The sequence below is a fragment of the Methylophilus sp. YYY-1 genome (assembly GCF_029132825.1).
Lineage (GTDB): Bacteria > Pseudomonadota > Gammaproteobacteria > Burkholderiales > Methylophilaceae > Methylophilus > Methylophilus glucosoxydans.
Genome location: NZ_WOVG01000001.1, coordinates 302,679 through 326,083, shown reverse-complemented (window position 1 = coordinate 326,083; position 23,405 = coordinate 302,679). Strand labels below are relative to the sequence as shown.

The 23,405-nt window shown below is 49.4% G+C and carries 10 protein-coding genes; all 10 read left to right on the top strand.

The features are described from left to right. Positions 1–9: 9 nt before the first annotated feature. Positions 10–2,424, top strand: a complete 2,415-nt coding sequence (gene cheA / locus GOC95_RS01425; RefSeq protein ID WP_275355213.1) for a chemotaxis protein CheA — start codon at positions 10–12, stop codon at positions 2,422–2,424. Between the two features lie 12 nt (positions 2,425–2,436). Then, positions 2,437–2,952 carry a chemotaxis protein CheW gene (locus tag GOC95_RS01420; RefSeq protein ID WP_194747587.1) on the top strand — a complete coding sequence of 172 codons (516 nt, stop codon included), beginning with the start codon at positions 2,437–2,439 and terminating at the stop codon, positions 2,950–2,952. Positions 2,953–3,042: 90 nt separating this feature from the next. After that, entirely contained in the window at positions 3,043–5,652 is a 2,610-nt protein-coding gene (locus GOC95_RS01415; protein ID WP_275355211.1) for a methyl-accepting chemotaxis protein, read from the top strand. Positions 5,653–5,832: 180 nt separating this feature from the next. After that, the gene (locus GOC95_RS01410; protein WP_275355209.1) at positions 5,833–8,337 is read left to right on the top strand and encodes a methyl-accepting chemotaxis protein; all 2,505 of its coding nucleotides are present in this window, start codon (positions 5,833–5,835) and stop codon (positions 8,335–8,337) included. Positions 8,338–8,553: 216 nt separating this feature from the next. Then, on the top strand, positions 8,554–11,199 hold the full coding sequence (locus GOC95_RS01405) for a methyl-accepting chemotaxis protein (RefSeq protein ID WP_275355208.1): 2,646 nt from the start codon (positions 8,554–8,556) through the stop codon (positions 11,197–11,199). A gap of 118 nt (positions 11,200–11,317) precedes the next feature. After that, the gene (locus tag GOC95_RS01400) at positions 11,318–11,542 is read left to right on the top strand and encodes a hypothetical protein (protein WP_194747579.1); all 225 of its coding nucleotides are present in this window, start codon (positions 11,318–11,320) and stop codon (positions 11,540–11,542) included. Between the two features lie 209 nt (positions 11,543–11,751). Continuing rightward, positions 11,752–14,454 carry a methyl-accepting chemotaxis protein gene (locus tag GOC95_RS01395; protein WP_275355205.1) on the top strand — a complete coding sequence of 901 codons (2,703 nt, stop codon included), beginning with the start codon at positions 11,752–11,754 and terminating at the stop codon, positions 14,452–14,454. Positions 14,455–14,750: 296 nt separating this feature from the next. Then, positions 14,751–17,465 carry a methyl-accepting chemotaxis protein gene (locus GOC95_RS01390; protein ID WP_275355203.1) on the top strand — a complete coding sequence of 905 codons (2,715 nt, stop codon included), beginning with the start codon at positions 14,751–14,753 and terminating at the stop codon, positions 17,463–17,465. 319 nt (positions 17,466–17,784) lie between these two features. Then, the gene (locus GOC95_RS01385; protein ID WP_275355201.1) at positions 17,785–20,964 is read left to right on the top strand and encodes a methyl-accepting chemotaxis protein; all 3,180 of its coding nucleotides are present in this window, start codon (positions 17,785–17,787) and stop codon (positions 20,962–20,964) included. Positions 20,965–21,246: 282 nt separating this feature from the next. After that, positions 21,247–23,376, top strand: coding sequence for a methyl-accepting chemotaxis protein (locus tag GOC95_RS01380; RefSeq protein ID WP_275355199.1), 2,130 nt, complete (start codon positions 21,247–21,249; stop codon positions 23,374–23,376). Positions 23,377–23,405: the final 29 nt, after the last annotated feature.

Below are 23,405 nucleotides of genomic sequence, written 5' to 3'. Positions count from 1 at the left end.
GAGTAAACAATGACAGTGGATATGAGCCAGTTTTATGAGGTGTTCTTTGACGAGGCTGAAGAGTTATTGGCCGAAGCAGAGCGCCTGTTGCTTGATATTGACGTAGAGTCACCTGATATCGAGCAGTTAAACGCGATTTTCCGTGCTGCGCACTCAATCAAAGGGGGCGCGGCAACGTTTGGCTTTATGGACATGGCAGAGATTACCCATGTTCTGGAAAACCTGCTTGATAAGATTCGCAAGCAGGAAATGGCATTGACCACAGAGCATGTGGACGCCTTTTTGGCCGCCAAAGACGTGATCAAGATGCAACTGGATGGGCATAGACATGGTTCAGCAGTAGATGCTGAGCAAGTCGGCGATGTCTCCATGATGCTGAAGTCCTTGTCTGAAGGCAAAAGCGCCATTCCCGAAGACCCTGTCATTGCAGCTGCGACACCAGAGCCGGAAGTGTTGGTCGTCGGTGCTGAAAAGCCAGCCTTGTCTGTCAGTGAAGATGAAAAAGCCAAGGGCATCACCTTATATGACGTCGGCTTGCCGGTAGTTACCGAGCGCGACTTGGCAAACTTGAAAGACGAGTTAGCCTTGTTAGGTGAGGTGGCCGTGTATCAGCGTGCGCCAGGCTCACATGCACTGCTGGTTAAAACTGATTCGAGCGCAGATGACATTGTTTCGATTTGCTCCTTTATTGTAGACCCTGACGCACTGGTGATTCAGGTAGCGAGCGAGGCCGCCAAAGCGCCAGAAGCCGCCGCCGCACTAGAGCCTGCGCCTGCAGCTGCCGTCGCGGTTGCCGCACCCGTTGAGGAAGATCTGGGCTACGGCTTCTTCGATGATGATCCGATTATCAAGCCTGAAGCAACAGCGGAGGCCGCCCCGGTTCAGCCGGTCGCTGCAGAAGTGACTGGTAATGGCAAAGTTCAGGTGGCTGAAGAAATGGGCTATGGCCTGTTTGGCACTAATAATGAGGAGCGTCAGGAGGATGGTTACGGCTTCTTTGCCCCATTCAAGCCACACCCAGATGCCCCCAAAGCACAATTGATCGGTGACGATACTGCCGTCGCAGCGCAAGCTGCGGCAACATCGGCGCCTGCACAAGTGGCTGAAGCGGCGCCTAAAGAAGTGAAAGAGGACCGCAGGTCGCAACAACGCCGTGAGTCCGATAAACCGGCGGCAGCGCAAAATGCAGAAAGCAGCTCCATCCGTGTCGGGATTGAAAAAGTTGACCAGTTAATTAACCTGGTTGGCGAGCTGGTGATTACCCAGGCCATGATTGAACAGCGTGTCAATGCACTGGATCCTGTAGATAACGAAGCACTGATTAATAGTGTCAGCCAACTGACCCGTAACACGCGTGACCTGCAAGAGTCCGTGATGTCTATCCGCATGATGCCGATGGACTTTGTATTCTCACGCTTCCCTCGTATGGTGCGTGACCTAGCAGGCAAGTTGGGCAAAAAAGTGGACTTTGTCACTAGCGGTGCCACGACAGAGCTCGACAAGAGCCTGATTGAGCGGATTGTGGATCCACTGACCCATTTGGTGCGTAACAGTGTAGACCATGGTATTGAAAAACCGGAAGTGCGTAAACAGCTAGGCAAAGCCGAGAATGGCACGTTGACCCTGTCTGCGGCACACAAAGGCGGCAGCATCGTGATTGAAGTCACCGATGATGGTGGCGGCCTCAACCGCGACAAGATTCTGGCTAAAGCCATGTCTAACGGCTTGCCAGTCAGTGAAAGCATGTCTGACGCCGACGTTTATAGTTTGATTTTTGCCCCGGGCTTTTCTACCGCTGAGGTGGTGACCGATGTGTCTGGCCGCGGGGTTGGCATGGATGTGGTGAAACGGAATATCACCGCCATGGGCGGCAATATTGAAATCCGCTCAGCGCTGGGCTATGGCACGACCATCTCGATTTCCTTGCCACTGACGCTGGCCATCCTCGATGGCATGTCGGTGTCGCTGGACAAGAGTGTGTATGTGGTGCCACTGAACCTGATTGTTGAAACCTTGCAACCGCGTGCAGAAGACCTGAAAACGGTCACAGGCGAGGGACTGATGGTGCATGTCCGTGGAGAGTATCTGCCGATTATCGCCTTGCATGCCTTGTTTAACCATCCTACCCAGATCACCAATCCGACTGATGGTGTCTTGCTGATTCTGGAAGCCGATGGCAAGAAATCTGCCCTGTTTGTAGACCGTCTGGTTGGTCAGCAGCAAGTGGTGATCAAGAGCCTGGAAACCAACTTCAAGCGGATTCCCGGTGTTTCTGGCGCCACCATTATGGGCGATGGCTCGGTGGCATTGATTCTGGATGTGCCAGCCATTATCCAGATGGGTCAGACAACCAATTATGTAACTGGTGGATTGGCATTTTCCAACCAGAACTATTCGACTTCACAAACACATATCAATGCATAAGGAGTATATGCAATGAGCACAACAACAGAGTTAGCAAATACATCGGCCAATAACACTGGCGGCAGCCTGAAAACGGCAGCCGGCGAGTACCTGACCTTTGTGCTTGGCAGCGAGCAATATGGGATTGAAATCCTCAAGGTGCAAGAAATCCGTGGCTACGATGCCGTGACGCAAATTGCCAATCTGCCATCGTTTATCAAAGGTGTGATCAATTTGCGCGGCAAAATTGTGCCGATTGTCGATTTACGTATCAAGTTCAATCTGGGCAAAGTGGAGTATGACGAGTTTACTGTCGTCATCATTCTGAATCTGAATGGTCGCATTGTTGGCATCGTGGTCGATGGTGTGTCTGATGTCCGCGAATTGCGCGATGAGCATTTGCGCGAGGTCCCCACACTGGTCACCCGTATCGACACCAAATACATTGTGGGCCTGGCCACCATTGAGCAGGAAATGCTGATCCTGGTGGATATTGAGAAACTCATGACCAGTGACGAAATGCAACTGATGGATGCCGCCGTCCATTAAATAGAGAGAATGCAATTAAAGCATTGACACAATAATTATTATAAAAATTGCAACTCGTTTCATAGAGATCTTTTGCAAGGGGTAACAACCATGTTTTCTACAATCATCAACAAATTGGCAGCAAACACAAGGGGCTATCAGAATGTGTTGAATCAGGTGGCTGAATTTAGTGCCCTGAAGTCGGAAATCAACAAGGCGCGTGCTGTTGTTGAACTCACTGACAAGGGTGAAATCAGCCATGTGAACGAGAATCTGTGCCACTCTTTAAAATACGCAGCCAATGAGCTGGTCGGCAAACATCATCGCGTCTTGTTGGCTGGTGTTGATACAGAAAAACCAGAATATGAACAATTCTGGAATGCCTTAGGCAGTGGCAAGTCGCAAGTGGGTAGCTTTAAACTGATCAACAAAGAGGGCAAGGATGTCTGGTTTCAAGGGTATTACGCCCCAGTGATGCAAGGCAACCAGCTGCGCAAAGTAGTTGCGTACCTGACAGACATTACAGCAGACAAGCTGCGCAACATCATCCTGCAAGAGGAAGAGCACGCACTCAACCAGTGTTTTGGTGTCATGGAGTGTGACTTGCAAGGGCATATTCTCGAATGTAATGATGTTTTTCTGACCCCGCTTGAGTTTCGCCGTGAAGAGGTGATCGGCAAGCATGTGTCCATGTTGCTCAAGGCTTCTACCGCGCAAAGTGATCAGTACAAGCAAATGTGGGAAAAATTGAACAAGGGGCAGAATGCAAAACTGGAAATCTGCCGTGTGGCAAAGTCTGGCAAAGAGTACTGGTTTAGTTCCAGCTATGTGCCTATCCCAGATGCGAGCGGTCAATTAGCCAAGGTCAAAGTCTATTCGTACTGTATTACTGAAGAAAAGCAGCGAGAAATTGACTTTCAGGGTAAGGTGGCTGCGATTAACAAGGTGCAGGGAGTCATTGAATTTGACCTCCAAGGCAATATTTTGCATGCCAATGACAACTTCCTAAAACTTACAGAGTACTCACTGGCTGAGGTGGTTGGTAAGAACCATAGCATTTTTGTTAGTGAGCGTTACAAGAATAGCCCTGAGTATAAAGTTTTCTGGGAAAAGTTAAGCAGCGGTCAGTACGATGAAGGGGTTTATCATCGCTATACTAAAAATGGTAAGGATATATGGGTGCAGGCATCTTATAACCCCATTTTAGGGTTAGATGGTAAGCCGATGAAAGTAGTTAAATATGCTACTGACATCACCAAAGCAGTGCTGGCAGACAAACAGCAAAGAGAAAAGTCCAGAGAAGCTTCGATGATCAAGCAAGCTTTGGAGTCTTCCTCTAACAACCTGATGGTTGCGGGTAACGATGGTGTCATTACCTATATGAATCCAACAACCTTGAGCTTAATGCGCGAGGCTGCTGATACGTTCAGAGCCATCTTTCCTGCTTTTGATCCAGACAAGCTGATCGGGCAGAACTTTGATCTGTTCCACAAAAGTCCTGCGCATCAACGCAATTTACTGGCAAGCCTGAAGGGCCAGCATATTGCTGAATTACCGATTGGCCAGATGTTTTTCAGACTGACTGCAAATCCTCTCATTGATGAGCAAGGCGAACGTATTGGGAGCGTGGTGGAATGGGTCAATTTGACCGAAGAAAAACGTCTTGAAAACGAAATGAAATCTGTGGTTGAAAATGCCGTGGATGGTGATTTGTCGACCAGACTGGATGCGAATCGTGCAAAAGGTTCTGCCGTCAAAACGATGGAAGCCATTAACCAGCTTCTGGACACGTTTAGCGATATTTTGTTGCGTGTGCGTGAAGCGGGCGAAACGATTAATACGGCAGCCCATGAAATTTCCAGCGGCAATAATGATTTGTCCAGCCGCACTGAACAGCAAGCTTCTAACCTTGAAGAGACAGCTTCCAGCATGGAAGAACTGGCATCAACCGTTAGACAGAACGCCGAAAATGCCCGCCAGGCCAACCAAATGGCTGAAGCAGCTTCACAAGTGGCGCTTCGTGGTGGCGATGTCGTTGGCAATGTAGTGACTACCATGAGCGCGATCAACGAAAGTGCGCGCAAAATTGAGGACATTATTTCTGTCATTGATGGCATTGCCTTCCAGACCAACATTTTGGCATTGAACGCCGCAGTTGAGGCTGCCCGTGCAGGTGAGCAGGGTAGAGGCTTTGCCGTGGTCGCTGGTGAGGTGCGTAACCTGGCTCAACGCTCTGCCAGTGCTGCCAAAGAGATCAAGGAACTGATTACTGACTCTGTCAGCAAAACCACTGAAGGCACCAAACTGGTGGAAAGTGCTGGTGTAACCATGCATGAGGTGGTCACTTCCGTACAACGTGTGACCGACATCATGAGTGAAATCACCGCGGCGTCTGCAGAGCAAAGCTCAGGCATTAACCAGGTGAATGACGCGGTCAATCACATGGATGAAGTCACACAGCAGAATGCTGCCTTGGTTGAAGAAGCCGCTGCGGCAGCAGAATCGCTGGTAGAGCAGGCTGCGACGCTGATGGATACCGTGAATCGATTTAAATTACGTGGCGTGAGCCAGAGCAGTGCTGTCAGCCGCCCGACGATGACAAGCAAAGTGGCGGCCGCACCTGCGGTAAGCAAAGCCAAACCGACGGTAGCTGCGGTCAATCATGCGCCAGTCAAAGCCGCAAAAACCGGCACGGATGACCAGGAGTGGGAAGAGTTTTAATGTGAGCGCTCAATACAAGGAGGTGCAACATGATCAGATGTCCTGCAATGATAGAAAAAATAATTGAAGGCCTGAAATTGTGGGCCTCCTTATTGAGCGGTTATCCTCTGTGGTAAAAAGTTGTGATTTCAAAGTCCTGTTGCAGGGCTTTGCCATTTTGAAGGTGAAGGTAGAAATACAATGAGAACCTGGCTAGGCATACTCAAGCAATGGATGACTGGATCTCATCATTCTCAACTCAGTGATTTGGATCTAGAACGCTTGAACAGGATGGAGGCCCTCCATCGCGTCGTGGCGATGATCGAGTACGATTTAGATGGGAACGTGCTTGATGCCAATCAAACATTTTTAGACTTAACCGGTTATAGGCGTGACGAAGTGCTCGGTCAGCATCATCGCATGTTCCTGCCATTGGGAAACCTTGATGCGCCAGAGCATAAGCAGTTTTGGCAAAAGCTTTGCAATGGAGAGGCTCAGACGGGCCAATTTAAACGCTTAAGCAAAGGAAACCGTGAAGATTGGATTGAAGGCAGCTTTATCCCGTTAAAAAACCAAGACGGGCAAGTGGTTAAAATCGTCAACTACTTTAGTCTCATCACCGCGCTTAAGGCACGTGAGCTTGAGAGCCAGGGCCAAATTGATGCCTTAAACCGGGTGCTTGGAGTCATTGAATTTTCGCTGGATGGCACGATTCTGGCATTGAATCAGAACTTTGCGCGGGTGACCGGTTACGATGCTGCTGAAGTGGTTGGTAAACATCATCGCATTTTCATGCCACACTCAGAAGCCAGCTCCTCGGACTACATCAGATTTTGGCAAGATCTTGCCAGAGGTGAGTTTAAATCGGGGATCTACAAACGCATTGCGAAAAATGGACAAGAGGTCTGGTTACAGGCGACCTATAATCCTATTTTAGACAGTGACGGCAAGCCGTTGAAGATCATTAAATTTGCTACTGATATCACACAGCAAAAGGCGCGAGACTTAGACTTGGCCAGCCAGTTGTCCGCCATTCGGCAAATCATGGCTGTGATTGAGTTTGACCTGCAAGGCAATATTCTGGATGCCAATGATAACTTCTTAAATACTGTTGGTTATCAGAAAAGCGCTGTTGTGGGCAAGCATCATAAAATGTTTGTTCCAAGCGACGTTCAACAATCCGCTGAGTATGCGCAATTTTGGCAAAAGCTGGCTCAAGGAAACACACAAGCGGGTGTTTATCAACGTGTCGCGGCGAATGGCAACCCACTATGGTTGCAAGCCAGCTACAATCCGATTTTAGACTTGAATGGCAAGCCCTACAAAATTGTCAAGTATGCGATTGATGTGACTGAGCAGCGCCTGCGTGATATCGATAACCAAGGGCAAATGACCGCTATCCAACGCTCATTAGGAACGATAGAGTTTTCGCTGGATGGTCATATTACTAAAGTGAACGCAAATTTCATGCAAGTCGTGGGTTATCAAGCGGCGGAACTGATTGGCAAACATCACAGTATGTTTATGCCACTGGAAGAGCGTCATTCAATGGAGTATAAAAACTTTTGGCATCGCCTTGGTCGCGGCGAATTCATGCAGGGTGTGTTTAAGCGGATAGATAAACACGGCCAGGAAATTTGGCTCCAAGCGAGTTATAACCCTGTGCTGGATGAGCATGGCAAACCCATCAAGGTAGTGAAGTTTGCAACAGATATTACTCAGCAGAAACGTGCTGAAACAGGCTTGATGGAGGCCGTGCTATCTACTGAGCAATTACTGGAAGCGGCACAGCACGGAGACATGACCGCACGCATAGACTTGCATGGTAAAACGGATCAGATACTTAGTTTGTCCAACGGTATCAATCGCTTAATGGACCGTGTGTCTGAAATTCTGTTGCAAGTCAAAGAGGCCACCACCACGATCAATAGTGCAGCCAATGAAATTTCAACGGGCAATATTGATTTATCTACGCGCACAGAAAGACAAGCGTACAGCTTGCAGGAAACCTCCTCCAGTATGAGCCAACTGGCTGCAACGGTGAAGCAAAATGCTGAGAATGCATTGCAGGCCAACCGAATGGCAGAGGCGGCTTCCAAAGTGGCTGAGCGTGGTGGGGAAGTAGTGAATCAGGTCGTGGATACCATGACTGCGATCAGTCAAAGCGCGCGTAAGATTGAAGATATCATTTCAGTGATTGATGGGATTGCCTTCCAAACAAATATTCTGGCATTGAATGCGGCGGTTGAGGCTGCGCGTGCTGGCGAACAAGGTAAAGGGTTTGCTGTTGTGGCTGGAGAAGTGCGTAATCTGGCACAACGCTCTGCAAGTGCTGCCAGAGAAATCAAGGATCTGATTGCTGACTCTGTCAATAAAACCACGGAAGGTACACAACTGGTCGAAGGTGCCGGACAAACCATGGTGGAGATTGTGCAGTCAGTCAAGCGCGTCAGCGATATTATCAGTGAAATTTCTGAAGCCTCGATTGAACAGACCTCAGGAATTGATAGTGTCAACCAAGCCATCACCAGCATGGACGATGTGACGCAGCAAAATGCAGCGTTAGTTGAAGAGGCGGCTGCCGCAGCCGAGTCTTTAGTTGAACAAGCCAGCCAATTGTCTGATCTGGTGGCTGATTTCAATCTGAATGAAGAAACTCAAAACAAAGCCACACGACCTCTATCCCGAACAGGTACTTACAATTGATCCATTGAGTAGATGAAGAGTTGTTAGGACCTAGCAAACTCTGATCGAAGCCGACTGCAAAGTCGGCTTTTTCTTTTTTCAAATCTGCTATTTAACACGCGATCACATGCTTTTTCGGTATCTATGTTGCAGTCGTAATCTAATAAACTCACTGGCAGAAGTAAAAATTGTAATTTCGTCCTAGTGAAAATACAAAATACCGAAAGAGATCAGATTATGAAAATCAACTTGCCCGTGACACAAAAAGAGATCGAACTCAAAGAGGATGCCTCTATTGTGTCCAAGACGGATTTAAAAGGGGCCATCACCTATATCAATCGTGAGTTTATTGAAATCAGCGGCTTCAGTGAGGCGGAGCTGATAGGTAAAAATCACAATATTATCCGTCACCCGGACATGCCAGCAGCGGCGTTTGAGGACTTGTGGCGGACGGTGAAAGCAGGCAAGCCCTGGAACGGTATGGTGAAAAATCGCTGTAAAAATGGTGACCACTACTGGGTAGAAGCGAATGTGGCCCCCATCCGTGAAGGTGCTAAGGTGATAGGGTATATGTCTGTTCGCAACAAAGTGAGCCGCGTACAGATTGAGCAGGCTGAAAAACTGTATCAACAGATGCGTGACGGCAACCTCCCGCAACCTGGCTGGGGTGAAAAACTGGCAGCAAAAGTACATGACCTGCCGATTTTCTACAAGCTGTCAGCAGCTATGCTGACCCCGGTGGCTGTTGTTTCTTCAGTGGGCTTTTATCGTCATGATCCTGGCGCATGGGTAGGCATGGGGATGGGGGTCGCGGCTGCATTGGTGGCTGGCGGCATTTTCTCGCTAAAACTGAAAAAGTCGATGGCTGTGATGGCACATGCGATCGAAGGCTTGGCTGGTGGCGAGTTGAATCTCAAGATTGATACACGCGGCAACGACGAATTTGGCAGTTTGATGAAGACCCTGAAGTCCATGCAAATCAAGGTGGGCTTTGATGTCAATGATTCTAGGAAAATGGCTGAAGAGGCAGGCCGACTGCAAACAGCGCTAGATCAAAGTTCTACCGCTTTTAGTTACAGTGACAGCATGCACCGGTTGCAATATATGAACAGTGCAGCACGGAGTCTCTGGCAAATATTATTGAGTGAAATTGGCAAAGAGCATCCGGGTTTAACACTAGACAACATGTTTGGCCATGATATTTCTAGCTATTTACCAGAGTCATGCCGACCTTTATTTGCACATAGCTCAAAAGTGCCCAAAGTGATTGAGATAGATGCATATGGCAGAAAAATTCAGGTAACCATTGTCGCCGTCTACACATCCAAAGGTGAGTACCTAGGGAGAATGACACAATGGGATGACAAAACAGCGGAGGATATTGGTCAGCAGGAAGTCTTTCGTCTGGTGCGCGAAGCTGCCGAAGGTAACCTCAGCAAACGTGTTGATTTGGCAAAGTTGCCAGAGGGTTTTGTGTCAGAAATCGGCAAAGGCATCAACCAGATTCTGGATGCATTGATTACACCTATTAATGTGGCGGCCAAATATGTTGAAGACATTTCCAAAGGTCATATCCCGGCAAAAATCACGGATACTTATCAGGGGGACTTTAATACCTTAAAAAATAACCTGAACCAGTGTATCGACGCATTGAATACCCTGATCGCTGAAATGAACCACATGAGTGCCGAGCACGATGCTGGCGACATTGATGTTCAGATCGATGTCACCAAATTTGATGGCGCTTATCGCACTATGGCCGGTGGCATCAACCAAATGGTGGGTGGCCATATTATTGTCAAGAAAAAAGCCATGGCCTGCATGAAAGGGCTGGGCGAGGGTAACTTTGACGCCCCGCTGGAAAGATTTCCTGGTAAAAAAGCCTTTATCAATGACACCATAGAGCAGGTGCGTGCCAATTTGAAAGCCTTAAATACAGACACTAGCATGTTAGCCGAGGCCGCCAGAGATGGTCGCATCAGTGTCCGTGCGGATGCGGCGCGGCACCCTGGCGATTACCGTAATATTATCGATGGTATCAACAATACGCTGGATCTGATTGTTGGGCCGATTAGCGCAGTGACTGAGGCAGTGGAAACCATCACTACCGCAGCCAATGAAATCTCCAGCGGTAACTCTGATCTGTCTGCCCGTACCGAGCAGCAAGCCTCCAGCCTCGAAGAAACGGCCGCTAGTATGGAGGAACTTGCTTCTACGGTTAAACAAAATGCCGAGAATGCCAAACAGGCCAATCAGATGGCGCTGTCAGCTTCTAGTGTTGCAGCGAAGGGGGGCGAAGTGGTAGATGAAGTCGTCGCAACCATGAGCGCGATTAATGAAAGTGCTAAGAAAATTGAGGACATCATCTCGGTTATTGATGGCATTGCTTTCCAGACCAACATTCTGGCGTTAAATGCGGCGGTTGAGGCCGCCCGCGCAGGTGAGCAGGGCAGAGGGTTTGCCGTGGTGGCCGGTGAGGTGCGCAGTTTGGCGCAACGCTCCTCGACAGCGGCTCGAGAAATCAAGGAGCTGATTACGGATTCTGTCAATAAAACGGCGGAAGGTACCCGTCAAGTAGAGCATGCAGGGACCACCATGCAGGAGGTCGTCAGTTCTGTACAGCGGGTCGCCGATATTATCAGTGAAATTTCCGCAGCTTCTATTGAGCAGACCACTGGGATTGATCAGGTTAACGAAGCGGTGACCAGTATGGATGAAACCACACAGCAAAACGCAGCGCTTGTAGAACAAGCGGCGGCGGCGGCTGAATCCTTGGTGGATCAAGCCAATCATTTGGCTCAAGCGATCAGTCATTTTAAAGTGGACAGTGGCCGTTCTACAGCGGGGCATCAAGCCATGCGCAGAACCGGTACGCATGGCTAAAAATAAAGTTGTAATTGTTTTGTAACAACACTAAAGAAATCATAAGGTCTGTCGTTATTAACAATAAGTGGTAGTGAAAAGCCACCTAAACCATGGTTAATAATTTGATGGAGACTTTATGAAAAAACATTTGAAAACAACGTTAAGTATTATTGCATTATCAACATTGGCAACACCGCTGTTTGCGGCTGAAGTGTGCAAAGTATCTATGATGGGCCGTGTCTGTTTTGAAGAGGGCAGCCCAGAGTTGACTGCAGCGCATATGAAAGGTGACGCAGTGGCTGAATCTTCAGCAGCGAAGAAAAAGGTAGATGTTGCTGAAGCTGAAAAAACCAAGAAGTAATGCATTTCTTGCTTTGAAAATCCCCCTCTGCAAAGGGGGATTTTTTATGCGTATCGCCAAGCTGTAGCCCCGGCAAAATACATGAAAACTTGAGTAGGAAAAGACCTGTAAAAAGCTTGTTTATTAGCGCATGAAATATGTTTGGAGTATTACAAAATAAACGAGAGTCTGATAAAGGCGAATAAAAATCTGGATTTGGAGTTTTAATTATGACCATTGCGAAGAGAATGTATATTCTGATTGCAGTTGCAGCGCTGGGGCTATTTACGCTAGCGACGCTCAGCTACTTTCAGACTGATCGTGTATTTAAATACACCAACGTTGCCAATGAAAATGCGGCACCCAGCATCGAGGCATTGGATGACACGCTCGCTGAGTTTGAGCTATTAAATAGCTTGATCTGGCAGCATATGCTGAATACAGACAATGTCAAAATGCAGCAGATTGAAAAGCAGGTTGCTGAGGTGCATGGTGATCTGATGGCTGCACTTAAAAAATACGACAGTCTGATCAGCGATGATAAAGACAAGCAGTTACTGCAAAAAGACTATGAGGCGATCAAGTCTTATGATGAGCTAGGTAGCAGCGCGCTGACGCTTTCGCTCTCTAACAAGAAAACAGAGGCCCGGGATGTGTTGCTGGCTAATCAGGCGGTGATTGAGCATGTTCAGAAAGCGATTCGTGAACATCGGGCCTACAATAATCAGATTGCTAAACAAGGCGCTGCTGCAGCGGTGAAGGTTAAGCAAAATGCATTGTTGATGCTGATTGCGATTGCCGGCCTCTCCTTGGCTGTCGTGGTTTCGATTGGTTTCTATATCAAGCGCAGCCTGTTTAAGCAATTGGGTATGGAGCCTGCCGATTTAACTGTCATTGCACGCAACTTTGTAGAGGGCAATCTGACCCAGAAGATTGTGTTGCCTGAAGATGACAAAACCAGCGTTGCTTATTCTATCCGTGTACTGCAACGTACCCTGGATGGCCTGGTACAGTCATTGAACTATGTCAGCCAGCAGCATGATGAAGGCGATATTGATTGCACTGTTGATCAAAACCGCTTTAAAGGCGGCTACGCAGAAATGGCTGCCGGGATCAATAAAATGGTGGCTGGGCATATTGCCATGAACCGCAGTGCGATTGAAGTGGTGAAAGCGTTTGGCGATGGTAATCTGGATATGCCGCTGGAGCAATTCCCTGGCAAGAAAGCCTTTGTGAACGAAGCCATTGAGCAAGTGCGTACCAATATCAAGCGTCTGGTCAATGATACTGACGAGCTGGTGCATGCTGCCGTAGAAGGGCGTTTATCCACCCGTGCGGATGCGAGCAAGCACCAAGGTGACTTCCGCAAGATTGTCCAGGGCGTGAACGAGACGCTGGATGCGGTGATCGATCCTCTCAACGTGGCGGCCCAATATGTGTCCGATATCTCCAAGGGCAATATCCCGGCCAAGATTACCGACCACTACAATGGTGACTTCAACACGATTAAAGACAACCTCAACCAGTGTATAGACGCCGTCAATGCGCTGATTAGCGATGCCGACATGCTGTCACAAGCCGCGGTCGATGGCAGACTCACCACCCGTGCCGATGCCAGCAAACACAATGGCGACTTCCGCACGATCGTCGAAGGCGTCAACAACACCCTAGATTCCGTGATTGGACCATTGAATGTGGCTGCGAACTACGTAGACCGCATCTCCAAAGGTGATATCCCTGAGCGGATTACCGACCATTACAATGGCGACTTTAACGAGCTCAAGAACAACCTCAACACCTGTATTGAAGCGGTCAACCTGCTCGTCAGCGACGCCAATCAACTGGCCGAAGCCGCAAAAGAAGGACGCATCACCGTGCGTGCTGATGTCGACAAACACAATGGCGACTTCCGTAAGATCATTGCTGGTGTGAACAACACGCTGGACATGATTGTAGAGCCGATCATTGCGGTGACTGAAGCAGTAGAAACCATCACCACGGCCGCCAATGAAATCTCCAGCGGTAACTCAGACCTGTCTGCCCGTACCGAGCAGCAAGCCTCCAGCCTGGAAGAAACTGCCGCCAGCATGGAACAACTGGCTTCGACCGTGAAACAGAACGCTGATAACGCCAAACAGGCCAACCAGCTGGCGCTGACCGCCTCAGGCGTTGCCGTCAAAGGTGGCCAGGTTGTTAACGAAGTGGTTGCCACCATGAGTGCGATCAACGAAAGTGCCAAGAAGATCGAAGACATTATTTCGGTGATTGACGGTATTGCCTTCCAGACCAATATCCTGGCCTTGAACGCAGCGGTAGAAGCAGCGCGTGCAGGTGAGCAGGGCAGAGGCTTTGCGGTGGTCGCGGGTGAAGTACGTAATCTGGCGCAACGCTCAGCCAGTGCGGCAAAAGAGATCAAGGAATTGATCACCGACTCTGTGAACAAGACCACCGAAGGCACCAAGCTGGTTGAGAATGCTGGTAACACCATGGAAGAAGTGGTTTCCTCAGTCCAGCGTGTGGCCGATATCATCAGTGAGATTTCAGCCGCATCTACCGAGCAGACTACAGGCATTGACCAGGTGAACCAGGCAGTGACCAGCATGGATGAAACCACCCAGCAGAACGCTGCCTTGGTTGAAGAGGCTGCTGCTGCGGCAGAGTCCCTGGTCGATCAGGCCAACCAGCTGGCTGATGTGATTAGCCAGTTCAAGCTGGAAGGTAAAGTCAACGCAGGCTTCACTGCAACGCTCAAATCCTCTTCTGGTAGTGGCGGATATTCAGCGCCAAGACCAAGTGCAGATTCGCGTTCGGGCCGAGCAGTGCCAGCCCCTTCAGGCTATGTCGATAAACCGCAGTTTTCAAAATCTCCACCGAGCGCGCCAAGGCCGCCCGCAAAGACAGGCACTGACGATTCGGATTGGGAAGAATTCTAGTCATTCGTCTAAATAAAAAACCGGCTGCTAAACAGCCGGTTTTTTTATGTGATTCGCTGGATCACATTTGTCTTTTATGGAGATGCATTCAAAGACATTAAAAGGATAGGTTTTAAGCCTTTCTTTAATGGATGCTTGATGGATGACTACTTGCAAGATAGCAAAGTATTAAGGAAAAAAGTGTTTGTGTTGGCAAGACACGTCAGAAGACAGTCATGTCTTTGACTTTTGTAATCTTAAACAAGCATTTGGCATAGGCGTAAGCAAATACTGAGGATGAATAAATGTTCGGAAACATGAGAGTAAAGAAAAGCCTGATGGTCGGGTTTGGTAGCATGATTCTGCTTATGGCAGGATTAACTGTTATTGGGATTGACCGTGTGCGTGAAATCGACAATACGCTAACCGAAATCAATGATGTGAACAGCGTTAAGCAGCGCTATGCCATTAACTTTCGCGGCAGCGTGCATGACCGGGCGATTAGTTTACGTGATGTGACCCTAGAGGCATCCAGTGCTGAAGTGGACAAGTCCATCAGTGATATCCGCCGATTGGCTGTTGCTTATGAAGAGAGTGCGGCCAAGCTGGATGCTATTTTTAAAGAGGATGCGGCTGTTACGGCAGATGAAAAGAAAATTCTCACGCACATCAAGTCTATCGAAGCCAAAACATTACCGGTGATTGAGCGTGTGATTGCATTACGCCATGCAGGTGATGAGGAGCAAGCGAAAAGTCTGTTAATGAGTGAAGCCAAGCCCTTGTTTGTAGAGTGGCTCAAAACCATTAACCAGTTTATTGATTATCAGGAGGCATTAAACAAAACGGCTTCAGCGCAAGCCAAGTCTGTCGCTTCCGGGTTTTCCATACTGATGCAAATTGCACTGGGGATTGCCATTCTTATCGCTGGATGGATGGCTATTTCAATCTCTAAATCCCTGCTTAACCGGTTAGGTGCAGATCCGTTGGAACTCACTGAGTTTGCCAAAAAAATTGGCGAAGGAGATTCTGATTTTGCCGTACCGCTGGCTGAACATGACCAAGGCAGTGTTGCCTACCAGCTACAACGCATGCGGCAACATGTGCTAAAAGTCATCAGCGAAATGAAGGATGTCGCGCATGCGCAAGCCAATGGTGAGATTGATCGCCGTATCCACAGTGCACAACACCAAGGAATGTTTAAAGACATGGCCGAAGGTGTCAATCAAATGCTGGATGACCAACATGCGTCGACCCGCAAGGTGATGGCTGTGATCAACGGCTTTGGCAATGGCGACTTTGGCATTCCGCTTGAGACATTCAAAGGGAAAAAAGCCGAGATCAACCGCGATATTGAGCAAGTCAGAGCCAATTTGACCAATATCATTTCCGATTTAAACCAGATGTCTGCTGCCCATCGTCAGGGCAATATCAGCTATTTTATTGACCCTGCCAAATATAATGGCCACTTCAGCGCCTTGGCTGAAGGGGTGAACGGCATGGTGCAGGAATATATCGAAGAAAATAAAACGGTGACTGATTGTATTTTGCAGTTTGGTGAAGGTAATTTCTCCGCCACCATCAAGGAGTTCCCTGGAGAAAAAGCGTTTATCAACAAGAGCGTCAAGAAGATTGGCGGCAACCTCAAAGGCTTGATTGATTCGGTTAACTGGGTCAGTAATGCGCATGAGCAAGGTGAAATTGATGCCATGCTACGTGATGACATGTTTAAAGGCGATTTCAGTACGCTGGCCAAGTCTGTCAACAATATGGTGACTGGCTTGTTGGAAATGAACCAGCAATCCATGCAGGTCGTGAAGGGCTTTGGCGAAGGCAACTTCGACATTCCACTTCAGCGCTGGCCAGGTAAAAAAGGCGAGATCAACGACACGGTTGAGCAAGTTCGCGCTAACCTGAAAGGGTTGATCGGGGACATCAACGGCTTAACAGAAGCTGCAGGCGAAGGCCGCATTTCAGTGCGGGCTGACGCTTCCCAGCATAAAGGCGATTTCCGCAAAATTGTTGAAGGCGTTAACCACACCCTGGACATGATTGTAGAGCCGATCATTGCGGTTACTGAAGCCGTCGAAACCATCACCACTGCAGCCAATGAAATTTCCAGCGGTAACGCTGATCTTTCCGCCCGTACCGAGCAACAGGCTTCCAGCCTGGAGCAAACGGCGGCAAGCATGGAGGAGTTGGCATCCACGGTTAAACAGAATGCCGACAACGCCAAACAAGCCAACCAGCTGGCACTGACAGCGTCTGGTGTCGCGGTTAAAGGTGGCCAGGTGGTGAATGAAGTGGTTGCCACCATGAGTGCGATTAACGAAAGTGCCAAGAAGATCGAGGACATCATCTCGGTGATTGACGGCATTGCCTTCCAGACCAATATCCTGGCCTTGAACGCTGCAGTTGAAGCGGCGCGTGCAGGGGAACAGGGCCGTGGTTTTGCGGTTGTAGCGGGTGAAGTACGTAATCTGGCCCAGCGTTCAGCCAGTGCTGCGAAAGAGATTAAAGAGCTGATTGCAGACTCTGTAAATAAAACCACTGAAGGCACCAAGCTGGTCGAAAATGCCGGTAGCACCATGGACGAGGTGGTCTCCTCTGTGCAACGCGTGGCTGACATTATCAGTGAAATCTCTGCTGCCTCTATTGAGCAAACCACCGGCATTGATCAGGTAAACCAGGCAGTGACCAGCATGGATGAAACCACGCAACAGAATGCAGCCTTGGTTGAAGAAGCGGCCGCTGCGGCTGAATCCCTGGTTGATCAGGCCAATCAGCTGGCGGATGTGGTCAGCCAGTTCAAGCTGGAGAGGGGCGCGGGATCAGGCTTTACCGCCTCACCTAACTCTCAAGCCAAGGGAAGTGTTTCTTCAACACCGCGAACCATGCCCCAGCATGGCTCGGGACGACCGGTTCCAGCCCCCTCCGGCTATGTGGATAAACCCCAGCGTGCTCAAGCGACGGCGAGTCCCACCAGGGTCACTGCCAAAACCGGCACGGATAATTCGGATTGGGAAGAGTTTTGACCTAAGTCATCTTCAGAAACGGCTGCTTCGGCAGCCGTTTTTTTGTGTCTGCACATTATTGGACAGGGTTTGAAAAACCTCATGCCTGAATGACTTTAAACAGAACCATAAAAATACGTTTTACATTCAATTTGGATCTTTATCTTTAGCGGGATAATGATTACATAAACAGTGAATAAAAAATCTTATAAACGGATTTTATTATTCATATAAAAATTGGCTTTACGGTCATCGATTGACTTCAAGCTAGAAATAACTCGGAAGAGCAGTGTGTCAGCAATGCACGCCCCCTATTTATTTTTATGCAAAGGAAGTCAATATGCAGTTGTCTCAGCGCTTTCAATCTATTCAGGGCAAAATCGTCCTGATGGCAGGGCTGTCCATTCTGGTCAGCGGCAGCATTCTCGTCGGATCCTCTTATCTCTCAGCTAAAAACAATCAGCAACTGGTGTCTGAAAACGTATCGTTGTTAGTCAACGAAGGCACCAAAAACAGCTTGAAGAATCTGGCTGGCTCTGAAGCAGGAAAAATCCAGGCCAAGTTTGATGTCGCACTGGATGCGGCACGCACGATGGCAAATACTTTTGTGTTGAGTAAAGAGGGTTCCGTGGCACTGGGGCGTGACCAGATTAATGCCATCTTGCTCAATGTGCTGAAACAAAACCCAGAGTTCAATGGCACTTATAGTTGTTGGGAGCCGGATGCGCTTGATGGTAAAGATGACGCTTTTAAAACCGGCAGGGATGGCAACAATAGCCTCACCGGCCGTTTTACGCCTTATTGGAACCGTGATGAAAGCGGACGGATTGCGGTGCAACCACTGGTGGAGTATGACACGCTGGACAAGCACCCCAATGGCGTCATGAAAGGCGGCTGGTATCTTGGCCCCAAAACAAACCATACCGAAAGTGTATTGGACCCATTTCCTTATATTGTGCAAGGCAAATCTGTATGGCTGACCACGCTGTCGGTGCCCATTATCAAGAACGGCAAGTTTTATGGTGTCGCCGGGACTGACTACAATCTGGACTTTGTGCAAAAAACCGCTGAAGGTGCCAGCAAGAATCTGTTTGACGGCAAAGGCGAAGTGGTTATCGTCAGCAATATGGGGCTGATTGTGGCCGATAGCCGTAATCCAGGCTTGATTGGCCAGCCCTTTGGCAAAATTGTGGGCGACAGCAGCGCAAAGTATCTCCAAGAGATCCAGTCTGGTCATGATTTAGCCGCGATTGACCAGCAAGCCGGTCAAATGATGGCGCTCGCCCCGATTATGTTGGGCCGCACCGGCAAACCTTGGTCTGTCCTGATTAAAGTACCAACCGCCGTCGTGTTGGCAGAAGCGCAAGCGCTTGATCAGCGATTGTCTAGCGGTGCGAATCAAGCCGCTTTATGGCAGTTATTGTTAGGCTTGATGGTGACGGCAACCGGGATTGCGGTCATCTGGTTTTCAGCCGCAAAAATTGCAAAACCCATACGTGAAGCCGCCCAGGTTGCACAGGACTTATCACTGGGTAGAACAGATGTCGTGATTGAGGTGCATAGCCAGGATGAAACCGGCCAGTTAATGACGGCCATGCAAAGCATGGTCAAGTCGATTAAGTTACTCATTCATGATACCCATGGCCTGGCACAATCTGCGGTACAAGGTAATCTCTCTACACGGGCAGACATTCAGCCGCATCAAGGCGATTTCCGCAAAGTGGTTGAGGGGATAAACGAGACACTGGATGCAGTTGTAACGCCTTTGGGTGTGGCTGCGAGCTATGTGGAACAGATCGCCAAAGGTGAAATTCCAGAAAAGATTACGGCTGACTATAAAGGTGATTTTAACGCCATTAAAAACAACCTGAACCAGTGTATCGAAACCATTAACCGCATGGTAAACGACACCGACGACTTGGTGCATGCTGCGGTTGAAGGGCGCTTATCCACCCGTGCGGATGCCAGCCAGCATCAAGGCGACTTCCGCAAGATTGTCCAGGGCGTGAACGAGACGCTGGATGCGGTGATCGACCCACTCAATGTCGCAGCCCAATATGTGGCAGATATCTCCAAGGGCAATATCCCGGCCAAGATTACCGACCACTACAATGGTGACTTCAACACGATTAAAGACAACCTCAACCAGTGTATAGACGCCGTCAATGCGCTGATTAGCGATGCCGACATGCTGTCACAAGCCGCGGTCGATGGCAGACTCACCACCCGTGCAGATGCCAGCAAACATAATGGCGACTTCCGCAAGATCGTCGAAGGCGTCAACAACACCCTAGATTCCGTGATTGGACCATTGAATGTGGCTGCGAACTACGTAGACCGCATCTCCAAAGGTGATATCCCTGAGCGGATTACCGACCATTACAATGGCGACTTCAACGAGCTCAAGAACAACCTCAATACTTGTATTGAAGCGGTCAACCTGCTCGTCAACGACGCCAATCAACTGGCCGAAGCCGCAAAAGAAGGACGCATCACCGTGCGTGCTGATGTCGACAAACACAATGGCGACTTCCGCAAGATCATTGCAGGCGTGAACAACACGCTGGACATGATCGTAGAACCGATCATTGCGGTGACTGAAGCAGTAGAAACCATCACCACGGCCGCCAATGAAATCTCCAGCGGTAACTCAGACCTGTCTGCGCGTACCGAGCAGCAAGCCTCCAGTCTGGAAGAGACTGCCGCCAGCATGGAACAACTGGCTTCGACCGTGAAACAGAACGCTGATAACGCCAAACAGGCCAACCAGCTGGCACTGACCGCCTCAGGCGTTGCCGTCAAAGGTGGCCAGGTGGTGAACGAAGTGGTTGCCACCATGAGTGCGATCAACGAAAGTGCCAAGAAGATCGAAGACATTATTTCGGTGATCGACGGCATTGCCTTCCAGACCAACATCCTGGCCTTGAACGCTGCGGTAGAAGCCGCGCGAGCAGGGGAACAGGGCAGAGGCTTTGCGGTGGTCGCGGGTGAAGTACGTAATCTGGCGCAACGCTCAGCCAGTGCGGCAAAAGAGATCAAGGAATTGATCACCGACTCTGTGAACAAGACCACCGAAGGCACCAAGCTGGTTGAGAATGCCGGTAACACCATGGAAGAAGTGGTTTCCTCAGTCCAGCGTGTGGCCGATATCATCAGTGAGATTTCAGCCGCATCTACCGAGCAGTCAACGGGCATTGATCAGGTGAACCAGGCAGTGACCAGCATGGATGAAACCACCCAGCAGAACGCAGCCTTGGTTGAAGAGGCTGCTGCTGCGGCTGAATCCCTGGTCGATCAGGCCAATCAATTAGCCGATGCGATTAGTCAGTTTAAACTGGAGGGCGTGGCCGCTGGCGGGTTTTCCAGTGCGCACGCAAACACGCACCGCGTGTCTGAGAAAAACCGTGCAGTCAACCTGACTGCCATGCATAAACATAAAGTCAGCCCAAGCCGTGGCGCTGGTGATCTGGGCAAGTTGCTCAAAACGGGCACGCACGATCATAGCTGGGAAAGTTTTTAAGCGCCAAATTGCTTTCTGTAGCAGCACATAGAGCTTAAATCCCCCTGTTTGCTGCTGCAAAGGCTAAATGGCTCGAATAATCCCCATGATCAAAACCACCCTGCCAGGTAAGTAATTACGACGATAAGAATTTCTTTAGGGGGGCAATTACCGCAAAAGAACCAAATTTCCCCTTTTTACATGCAATTCAAAAGTGGCTTGCATGCTGAATAATCGCTGACATAGGTCGATAAATAGACCAAATAATAAATTATCTGGATCTGGAAAAAAGGAGTGAAACGCATGTTCGCTGATCAATGGGGTGCGCTTGCGGGAAGACTTTCTCGTACTAAGCTTTCATTACAACTGACGATGATACTGGGCGTGCTGGTATGCAGTCTGTTGGCACCACTGGTTTTAAATACCGGTTCAGGTATGGGTTTCATGCTTCATGCAGGATTAACGCTGTTGGCCATATTCATGGCATGCGGTCTGACCGCTTCAGTGAAGCACGTGGTAGGTGGCGAGCCCTTGCAAACACTGCAAGCCGCACAATCTCTGGCGCAGGGTGACTTTGCTGTGCAGACAAGCGCAGCCGCAGCCTCGGTGGCAGATGCAATCAATCAGTCAAAAGCCGGTTTTGCAAACTTCAAACAGCAATTGGCGCTGATAGAAGCCGAGCATGCCAAAGGCAACCTTAACGCGCAACTGGATGTGACTGCGTTTGCAGGGGAGCTGAGCCAGTCTGCTGCAAGCGTGAACCATCTGTTAAACATGCATGTGGCCAGTATGGAAAAAGCCGGCCGCGCCGTTGAGGCGCTGGGTCGTGGTGAGCTGAATACGCAGCTTGAACGCTTGCCAGAACATTTGCATGCCTTCAATCAAGGCTTCGATGGCCTCAAATCTAACGTACAGGCATTGATTCAGGATCTGACAGCAATGGCTAAAAACCATGCCGAAGGTGAAACGGATGCGCGTTTGAATAGCGGTCAATTGCAGGGTGATTTTAAAGTGGTGGCTGACGTTGTGAATCGCATGATTCATGGCTATGTGACCGAAACCGAGCGCTTTATTGCAGTCATGGACAGTATTGGCCGGGGTGACCTGACGGCGCAACTGGAAGCCATGCCAGGCAAGAAAGCCGCCATGAACAAAAGCGTGGATCGTATCCGCGGCAACCTGAAAGGGATTGTAGACTCTGTAAACTGGGTCAATGCCGAGCACGAAAAAGGCAATATTGATATGACCCTGCGTGCAGACATGTTCAAAGGCCAGTTCTCATTATTGGCTGAAAGTATCAACAATATCGTGGCTGGACATATCGAGTTGAATCAAAAAGCCATGGCCTGCGTACAAGCGTTTGGTGATGGTAATTTTGATGCACCGCTGGAGCAGTTTCCAGGCCTCAAGGCAAAAATCAATCAAACCATAGAGCAAGTGCGCAGCAACCTGAAAGCCTTGAATGCAGACGCCCAAATGCTTGCTGAAGCCGCCAAAGAGGGCCGTGTCACCGTCCGCGCCAATGCAGACAGACACCCAGGCGATTATCGCAAGATTGTGCAAGGCATGAACAATACGCTGGACATGATTGTAGAGCCAGTGTTGACGGTGAAGACCGCAGCGGAATCTATCAATATTGCTGCCAAGGAAATTGCCCAGGGTAATGCCGACTTGAGTCGCCGTACTGAGGACCAAGCGGCCAACCTGGAAAAAACAGCTTCCAGCATGGACGAGCTCGCATCGACAGTGAAGCAGAATGCCGAAAACGCCAAGCAGGCGAATAATTTAGCTGCACAGGCCTCACAAGTTGCCGTCAAGGGTGGCGAGGTCGTCGGTGCGGTGGTGGCCACCATGAGTGATATCAATGAGAGTGCCCGCAAGATTGAAGACATTATTTCCGTGATTGATGGCATTGCCTTCCAGACCAACATTCTGGCGCTAAATGCAGCGGTAGAAGCGGCCCGCGCCGGTGAGCAAGGTCGGGGTTTTGCAGTGGTGGCGGCCGAAGTGGGTAGCCTGGCGCAACGCTCATCCGTGGCTGCACGTGAAATTAAAGAATTGATTACTGACTCCGTGAACAAAACAGCAGAAGGTAGCCGTCAGGTGCAGGAAGCTGGAAACACAATGCATGAAATCGTGGATTCCGTGAAACGGGTCAGTGTGATTATTGGTGAAATTGCATCGGCATCGAATGAGCAAAGTGCCGGCATCGCCATGGTCAACGATGCGGTGATCCGCATGGATGATGTGACGCAGCAAAACACAGCTTTGGTTGAAGAGGCTGCTGCGGCTGCAGAATCCCTGATGGATCACGCCAACGAGCTGGCTAGTGCAGTAGGGGTATTTATTGTGGATGGACAGGCAAAAGCGTCCAGCCATCGCGCAGGAAATGCAGACTGGGACGATGATTATCGTCAGGTCAGCAACGGTTAGGGCAGGGTAGCGAACGCCCTTTAATAAAG